The 7,762-nt window shown below is 71.1% G+C and carries 9 protein-coding genes; all 9 read right to left on the reverse strand.

What is annotated here, in order from left to right:
- Positions 1–641, reverse strand: a 641-nt coding sequence (locus TR48_RS29225) for an S-adenosylmethionine synthetase N-terminal domain-containing protein (protein WP_042372919.1), incomplete at its 3' end; no start/stop codon positions are given.
- Positions 642–829: 188 nt separating this feature from the next.
- Positions 830–2,038 (reverse strand): bifunctional phosphopantothenoylcysteine decarboxylase/phosphopantothenate--cysteine ligase CoaBC, encoded by a 1,209-nt coding sequence (coaBC, locus tag TR48_RS29230; protein WP_439654505.1) that lies wholly within the window; start codon positions 2,036–2,038, stop codon positions 830–832.
- A 108-nt stretch (positions 2,039–2,146) separates the two neighbouring features.
- Entirely contained in the window at positions 2,147–2,416 is a 270-nt protein-coding gene (gene rpoZ / locus TR48_RS29235) for a DNA-directed RNA polymerase subunit omega (RefSeq protein WP_042372923.1), read from the reverse strand.
- Positions 2,417–2,456: 40 nt separating this feature from the next.
- On the reverse strand, positions 2,457–3,014 hold the full coding sequence (gene gmk / locus TR48_RS29240; protein ID WP_042372924.1) for a guanylate kinase: 558 nt from the start codon (positions 3,012–3,014) through the stop codon (positions 2,457–2,459).
- 60 nt (positions 3,015–3,074) lie between these two features.
- The gene (gene mihF / locus TR48_RS29245) at positions 3,075–3,398 is read right to left on the reverse strand and encodes an integration host factor, actinobacterial type (protein ID WP_042372926.1); all 324 of its coding nucleotides are present in this window, start codon (positions 3,396–3,398) and stop codon (positions 3,075–3,077) included.
- A gap of 241 nt (positions 3,399–3,639) precedes the next feature.
- A complete protein-coding gene (gene pyrF, locus TR48_RS29250) occupies positions 3,640–4,476 on the reverse strand; it encodes an orotidine-5'-phosphate decarboxylase (protein WP_042372928.1) in 837 nt (278 codons plus the stop codon).
- A 15-nt stretch (positions 4,477–4,491) separates the two neighbouring features.
- The gene (locus TR48_RS29255; RefSeq protein WP_084729864.1) at positions 4,492–5,514 is read right to left on the reverse strand and encodes a dihydroorotate dehydrogenase; all 1,023 of its coding nucleotides are present in this window, start codon (positions 5,512–5,514) and stop codon (positions 4,492–4,494) included.
- Between the two features lies 1 nt (position 5,515).
- Complete coding sequence (locus TR48_RS29260; RefSeq protein ID WP_042372930.1) at positions 5,516–6,367, reverse strand: dihydroorotate dehydrogenase electron transfer subunit; 852 nt, start codon at positions 6,365–6,367, stop codon at positions 5,516–5,518.
- Positions 6,368–6,406: 39 nt separating this feature from the next.
- Positions 6,407–7,504, reverse strand: coding sequence for a quinone-dependent dihydroorotate dehydrogenase (locus tag TR48_RS29265; RefSeq protein ID WP_042372933.1), 1,098 nt, complete (start codon positions 7,502–7,504; stop codon positions 6,407–6,409).
- Positions 7,505–7,762 lie beyond the last annotated feature (258 nt).

The raw sequence follows: 7,762 nt of genomic DNA on the forward strand, positions 1-7,762 counted from the left end.
ATGTCCGGGGTCAGCAGCGAGTCGAGGTCGATGTCCGAGGCGTGCTGCGAGGAGACGACCACGGTGTCCAGGCGCACGGCCTTGTCGCCGTCGTACTCGATGGTGACCTGGGTCTTGCCGTCCGGCCGCAGGTAGGGGATGGTCCCGTTCTTGCGGACCTCGGACAGGCGGGCCGACAGGCGGTGGGCCAGGTAGATCGGCAGCGGCATCAGCTCGGGCGTGTCGTCGCACGCGTAGCCGAACATCAGGCCCTGGTCGCCGGCGCCCTGCTTGTCCAGCTCGTCCTCGTCGCCCTCGACTCGGTTCTCGTAGGCGCTGTCGACACCCTGCGCGATGTCCGGGGACTGCGCGCCGATCGAGACCGAGACGCCGCAGGAGGCGCCGTCGAAGCCCTTCTTGGAGGAGTCGTAGCCGATCTCCAGGATCTTGTCGCGCACCAGCTGGGCGATCGGCGCGTAGGCGGCCGTGGTGACCTCGCCCGCGACGTGGACCTGGCCGGTCGTGATCAGGGTCTCTACGGCGACGCGCGAGGACGGGTCGTCCTTCAGCAGGGCGTCGAGGATGGTGTCGCTGATCTGGTCAGCGATCTTGTCCGGGTGACCCTCGGTCACAGACTCGGAAGTGAACAGGCGGCGAGACACAGCGCTCCCTGGGTTGCAGCGGCTGCTGACTGAACCGGTCGGGCGGGATTGCCCGGCGGTCCGGAAAGACGTGGAGAACTACTGACCGGAGTGTAACGAACAGACCGCGATTTGCGTCCATCCGATCTCATGTTGTGGATCACCTTTCGGGCACCGGACCGTCCCCAAAGCCGCCCCACCGGCCCCGATCAGGCGAATCGGGCGGCGACCAGATCCCACAGAAGGTCCGCCAGCGCCGCCTTCGGCCCGTACGGGACCGGCATTTCCGAGCCGTCGGCGCCCAGCACCACGGCCTCGTTGTTGGCGCTGCCGAAGGCGCGGTCCTCACCCACTTCGTTGACGACCAGCAGATCGCACTTCTTCCGGGCGAGCTTGGCACGGCCGTTGACGAGCGCGTCGTTGGTCTCCGCGGCGAAGCCCACCACGACCTGTCCGGGACGCTGCCGCTGCGCCGAGATCTCCGCCAGGACGTCGGGGTTGCGGACCAGCTCGACCGGCGCGGGCTCGACGCCGTCGACCTTCTTGATCTTCTGCGCGGCGAAGTTCGCCGGCCGGAAGTCGGCGACGGCGGCGGCCATCACGACCGCGTCGGCCGTCGCGGCGGCGCTGAGCACCGCCTGCCGCAGCTCCAGGGCTGTGCCGACGCGGACCACGTCCACTCCGGCCGGCTCCGGCAGTTCGGTGTTGGCGGCCACCAGCGTCACCTTGGCGCCGCGCGCGGCGGCCACGGCGGCGATGGCGTAGCCCTGGCGGCCGGAGGAGATGTTGCCGAGGAAGCGCACCGGGTCCAACGGCTCGCGCGTGCCTCCGGCGGAGACCACGACATGGCGGCCGGCCAGGTCGGTCGCGACCGCCTCGGGGCCCCGGTCCAGCACGCGGCGGCAGAGGTCGAAGATCGCCTCCGGCTCCGGGAAGCGGCCCTTGCCGGTGTCGACGCCGGTCAGCCGCCCGACGGAGGGCTCGATCACGATCGCGCCGCGGCGGCGCAGCGTGGCGACGTTCTCCTGGGTGGCCGGGTGCTCCCACATCTCGGTGTGCATGGCCGGGGCGAAGACGACCGGACAGCGGGCGGTGAGCAGGGTGTTCGTCAGCAGGTCGTCGGCCAGGCCGTGCGCGGCCTTCGCCAGGATGTCGGCGGTGGCGGGGGCGACGACCAGCAGGTCGGCGTTCTGGCCGATGCGCACGTGTGGGACCTCGTGGACGGTCTCCCACACCTCCGTGGAGACCGGCTGCCCCGACAGGGCGGACCAGGTGGCCGCACCGACGAAATGCAGCGCCGAGTCGGTGGGCACCACCCGGACCGCGTGCCCGGACTCGGTGAAGCGCCGCAGCAGCTCGCACGCCTTGTAGGCGGCGATCCCGCCGCTGACCCCGAGGACCACGTTCTTACCGGACACCCCGACCCACTCCGATCGACGACTGCGACGACGACACATGGAAAACGCCGCGGAACGTCGGGTTGATCCGATGTTCCGCGGCGTTCAAGCCCAGAGGCCGGGTGCTGGCTACTGCGGCACCTCGACGGCCTCCGCGGTGAGCATACCGGCGTTGATCTCGCGCAGCGCGATCGACAGCGGCTTCTCGTGCACGTGGGTGTCGACGAGCGGGCCGACGTACTCCAGCAGGCCCTCGCCCAGCTGGGAGTAGTAGGCGTTGATCTGACGCGCGCGCTTGGCCGCGTAGATCACCAGGCTGTACTTGGAGTCGGTGGCCTCGAGCAGCTCATCGATCGGCGGGTTGATGATGCCTTCGGGCGCTGTCATCGAAGAGGACACGCGGGAACCTTCCGAACGAAGAAAGAAAAATCCAAAAAGATCAGACTACGCGCATCAAGGCTAGCAGCTCGGCTGCTACATCCTCGACGGACGTGTTGACAAGGGTCGTGTCGAACTCGCTCTCGGCCGCGAGCTCCACCCGGGCCGTGGTGAGACGCTCCTCGATGACCTCCGGGGACTCGGTGCCGCGGCCGGTGAGGCGGCGGACCAGCTCCTCCCAGGAAGGGGGCGCGAGGAAGACCAGCTGTGCCTCCGGCATGGACTCGCGCACCTGGCGCGCGCCCTGCAGGTCGATCTCCAGCAGCACGGGCTCGCCGGACTCCAGCCGCCGCAGCACCTCGAGCCGAGGCGTGCCGTAGCGGTTGCCGGCGAAGGTCGCCCACTCCAGCAGCTCGCCGTTGGCGATCAGCTTGTCGAACTGGTCGTCGTCGACGAAGTGGTACTGGACGCCGTTCTTCTCCCCGGGCCGCGGCTTGCGGGTGGTGCAGGAGACGGAGAGCCAGACCTCCGGGTGTGCCTTGCGCATATGAGCGACGACCGTGCTCTTGCCGACCCCGGAGGGGCCGGAGAGCACGGTCAGCCGCGGACGTTCACTCATGCACCGATTATCCAGTACCGCGAGGGTTCTCGAACCACCGGACTGCACGAGGGAGTGGAGTCAGGAGGCGGCGCCGCCGAACTCGCGCTCCAGCGAGGCGATCTGGTTCGTGCCGAGACCGCGGACCCGGCGCGACTCGGAGATGCCGAGACGCTCCATGATCTGCTTCGCCCGGACCTTGCCGACGCCCGGGAGGGACTCCAGCAGGGCGGAGACCTTCATCTTGCCGATGACGTCGTTCTCCTGGCCCGCCTTGATGACCTCGTGCAGGGAGGCGCCGCTGTGCTTGAGCCGGTTCTTGATCTCGGCGCGCTCCCGGCGAGCCTCAGCTGCCTTGGCGAGCGCAGCCGTGCGCTGCTCAGGGGTAAGGGGCGGAAGTGCCACGCCGTTCACCTCAGTACTTCGAATGAATGGAACAGGACTTTGCGCAGGTCGGTGGGGGAAGGGGTCCTCCCTCACTACCTATGGCCGGACCCTACCGCTGTTCAGGCCTTCCGTCAGGGAAAAGAGCAGAAAAGTCCTGCTCAGGAGCGCTTCCGAAGCGATCGGTAAGGATTTTTCGGTACAAAACGGAACGATCGGCGAACACGCAGCTCAGCGCCCTCACCGCCCGTTCACGACATCTTCACGCCTTGACGGCCGCCCGGATCTCGTCCACGAAGCGCTGCGCGGCGTCCCGCAGCCCCTGCACGGACGGGCCGTGCTTGAGCACGTCACGGGAGACGCTGGGCACCACGTCGCGGGCGGCGGCGCCGAAGACGCGGGGGATGTCCGCCATGGTCGCCCCCTGGGCGCCGACGCCCGGAGCCAGCAGCGGCCCGTTGATCACCAGGTCGGCCTCGTCCACGTCGTTCAGCGTCGCGCCGACCACCGCGCCGAAGGAGCCGAGCGGCTCGGCGCCCGCGTTCTCGGCGGCCAGCTGCGCCAGGATCGACTGGGCGACCGTCCGCCCCTCCGCGCCGACCGCGCGCTGGACCGAGGCGCCCTCCGGGTTGGAGGTCAGCGCGAGCGCGAACAGGCCGCAGCCGTTCGTGCGGGCCAGGTCGACGGCCGGCCGGAGAGAACCGAAACCGAGGTAGGGCGAGACGGTGAGCGCGTCGGAGAAGAGCGGGCTGGCCTCGGAGAGGAAGGCCTCGGAGTAGGCGGCCATGGTCGAGCCGATGTCGCCGCGCTTGGCGTCCATCACCACCAGCGCGCCGGCCGCGCGCGCCTCGGCGACGCTCCGCTCCAGCACGGCCACGCCACGGCTGCCGAACCGCTCGAAGAAGGCCGCCTGCGGCTTCAGCACCGCGACGCGGTCCGCCAGCGCCTCCACGACGGTGCGCGAGAAGCGCTCCAGACCGGCCACGTCGTCGCCGAGACCCCAGGCGCTGAGCAGCGCGGCGTGCGGGTCGATGCCGACGCAGAGCTGGCCGCGGTCGTCCATGGCCTGACGCAGGCGTGCACCGAAGGGCGCGGTCATGTGGGTTTCCTCTTCTCAGTTCTTGTGATGGGCCAGGCCGACGGCGTCCGTCAGCTTGGCGAAGCCGCGCGCGGCGAGGGCCTCGCGCAGCTCGTCCAGGACGCGCAGCGGCGCCGTGGGGTCGTTGAAGATCGCGGTGCCCACCGCGACGCCCGAGGCGCCCGCGAGCACGAACTCCAGTGCGTCCAGGCCGGTGCGGATGCCGCCCATGCCGAGGATCGGCACCGCGGCGCACTCCCCCGCCCGCATGGCGGCGTGCACCTCGTAGACGCAGCCGACGGCGACCGGCCTGATCGCCGGGCCGGAGAGCCCGCCGACGGTGCCGGCCAGGTGCGGCCGCAGGGTGTCGGTGTCGATGACGACGCCCGGCAGGGTGTTGATCATCGACAGGCCGTCGGCGCCTGCGCGCACGCACGCCTTGGCGACGTCGGTGATCGAGGTGACGTCGGGCGCCAGCTTGGCGTAGACCGGCAGCGTCGGGTCGGCGACCTCACGCACCGCCTGGACCACGTCGTGGGAGGTGGCGGGGTTGGCGGCGAAGACCAGACCGCGGTTGTCGGCGTTCGGGCAGGAGAGGTTGAGCTCCAGCCCGACCACACCCGGCTGCCCGTTCAGCGCCCGCGCGCACGCGGCGAACTCCTCGACGCGCTCCCCCGCGACGGACACCAGCACCCGCGCGCCGCGCTCGGCCAGCCAGGGCAACTCGTGGGAGACGAAGTGCTCGATCCCGGAGCCCTGCAGGCCGATGCCGGTGAGCATGCCGCCGGCGGTCTCCGCCATCCGCGGCGTGGCCCGGCCGGAGCGCGGAGCCAGCATGATCGTCTTCGTGGTGATCGAGCCGAGCTCCGCCAGCGGCAGGAACTTGGCCAGCTCCCGCCCGTAGCCGGCGCAGCCGGACGCGGTGGTGACCGGGTTCGGCAGCGTGCCGCCCCCGAAGGGAGCGGTGAGGTCCACGGCCTCCGGGGCCGCCTCCGCCCCCGTCCCCGCCTCGCTCGCGGCCGCGGTGTTCACGAAGACGGTCCTGTCGGCACCGGTCATCTCAGCGCTCTCCCATCGCCGCGGCGCCCTCGAGGTCGGGCGGGACCGCCCCGATGTCCTCCCAGCGCACCCGTGAGCCGTCGAAGCACGGCCCGTCCACGCAGGAGCGCACCATCCGGCTCACCCCGTCCTCCCCCACGACCGGCAGCACACACGTCATGCAGACGCCGACACCGCACGCCATCGCCTGCTCCACCGCGGTGAAGCAGCGCACGCCCTCGCGCGCGCAGACCTCGGCCACGGCACGCAGCATCCCCGTCGGCCCGGAGGCGTAGACGACCCCCGCCTCTATGGCCCGCATCGCCTCGGTGAGCGGCAGGGTGATCTGCCCCCGTATCCCGTAGCTGCCGTCGTCGGTGGTCACCAGCACGTCGGGGGTGAACGCCCTGGCCTGCTCGATGCTGAAGAGGCGGTCGGCCGTCGGCGCGCCGAGGATGAACCCGACCGAGCCGCCCTGCTCGGTGATGCGTTCCGCGAGGCCGAACAGGGGCACGCTGCCGTAGCCGCCGGCCACCATCAGCGCCGACGCGGGCCCGGTCGGGATCGCGAACGCGTTCCCGAGCGGCGCGACCACGTCCACGACGTCGCCGACGCGCTGGCGCGCCAGCGCCCGGGTGCCGCGCCCGGCCTCGGCGAAGACCACCTCGATCGTGGCCTGCGCCGGGTCGGCGCGATGAATGAAGAAGGGCCGGCGCAGCAGCAGCGACCCGTCGGCGCGGTCCACGGCGAGCGCCGCGAAGTGACCGGGCAGCACCCGCTCCGCGATCCCCTCGGCCCGCAGCACGAGCCGATGGTAGGCGCCCACCGGCGACAGCTCCACGATCTCGGCCTGCCGTTGCACCGGGTGCGCCATCGTGCCTGCTCGCCTCTCAGTCGGAGCCCGTCGGATCGGTCAGCGGCGGGCAGCGGCGCCGACCGCGTCCCCCAGGGTCGCATACGGGCTGGCGGCCAGCAGCGCCGAAAGCCCCTTGTGCACGCGACGGCACCAGAACGGCCCCTCGTAGATGAAGGCGGAGTACCCCTGGACCAGCGAGGCCCCGGCGAGGATCCGCTGCCAGGCGTCCTCCGCGGTCTCGATCCCGCCGACGGCGACCAGGGTGATCCGCCCCTCGGTGCGGGCGTACAGACGCTCCAGCACCTCGTTGGCACGGCTCTTGAGCGGCGCCCCGGAGAGCCCGCCCGCGCCGACGGCCTCGACCTTCGCGGCGTCGGAGCGCAGGCCCTCACGGCCGATGGTGGTGTTGGTGGCGATGATCCCGTCGAGCTGCAGCTCCAGCGCGAGGTCCGCGACGGCGTCCACATCCGCGTCGGCGAGATCGGGGGCGATCTTCACCAGCAGCGGGATGTGGCCGGTTGTGTTGGCGTCCAGCGTCTCCCTGACCGCGCTGAGCAGCGGGCGCAGCTGGTCCACGGCCTGCAGGTTGCGCAGACCGGGCGTGTTCGGCGAGCTGACGTTGACGACGAAGTAGTCGGCGTGACGGGCCAGTCGCTCGGTCGAGGTGACGTAGTCGCCGACGGCCTCCGCCTCGGGGACGACCTTGGTCTTGCCGATGTTGACGCCGACGACGGCCTTCGAACCCTTCGGCCGGGCCGCGAGGCGCGCCGCGACGGCGGCCGAGCCCTCGTTGTTGAAGCCCATCCGGTTGATCAGCGCGCGGTCCTCGATCAGCCGGAACAGCCGCGGGGTCGGGTTCCCCGGCTGCGCCTGGGCAGTGACCGTCCCGATCTCGACATAGTCGAACCCGAGCATCGTCAGCCCGTCGATCCCGACGGCGTTCTTGTCGAACCCGGCGGCCAGGCCGAACGGGCCCGGAAGGTCCAGACCCAGGGCCTTCGTGCGGAGCTTGGGGTCCCGCGGCGCGAGCACCGCCGCGACGACGTTCCGCAGCCCGGGGATGGAGGAAGCCAGGCGGATCCAGAAGAACGCCAGGTGGTGCGCCTTCTCGGGGTCGAGCCGCTTGAAGACGAGGTTGAAGAAGAGCTTGTACAAAGAAACCTTGCCTTAGGTTGCAACCACCTCGGGGCGCGGGGAACTGCGCGACCAGCCCACTACGGACCCGCACACGCTCCCCGCGCCCCGACCCCTTACCGCGAAGCGTTCAGCTGAGCGGCGTGCTCCTGCAGCGACCGCACGCCCACGACCCCGCCGCGCACCGCGTCAATGCCCTGCACGGCCGCGCCCATCGCCTGCACCGTGGTGAGGCACGGCACGGACCGTGCGACAGCCGCCGTGCGGATCTCGTAGCCG

Origin of the sequence: Streptacidiphilus neutrinimicus (genome assembly GCF_000787815.1) — a bacterium.
Classification (GTDB): Bacteria; Actinomycetota; Actinomycetes; order Streptomycetales; family Streptomycetaceae; genus Streptacidiphilus; species Streptacidiphilus neutrinimicus.

Bases quoted from the DNA above. Each gene is read 5' to 3' on its own strand.
- TR48_RS29260 (WP_042372930.1), bottom strand. From the start codon at position 6,367: ATGGCGCACCCGGTGCAACGGCAGGCCGAGATCGTGGAGCTGTCGCCG.
- TR48_RS29255 (WP_084729864.1), bottom strand. From the start codon at position 5,514: ATGACCGGTGCCGACAGGACCGTCTTCGTGAACACCGCGGCCGCGAGC.
- pyrF (WP_042372928.1), bottom strand. From the start codon at position 4,476: ATGACCGCGCCCTTCGGTGCACGCCTGCGTCAGGCCATGGACGACCGC.
- gmk (WP_042372924.1), bottom strand. From the start codon at position 3,014: ATGAGTGAACGTCCGCGGCTGACCGTGCTCTCCGGCCCCTCCGGGGTC.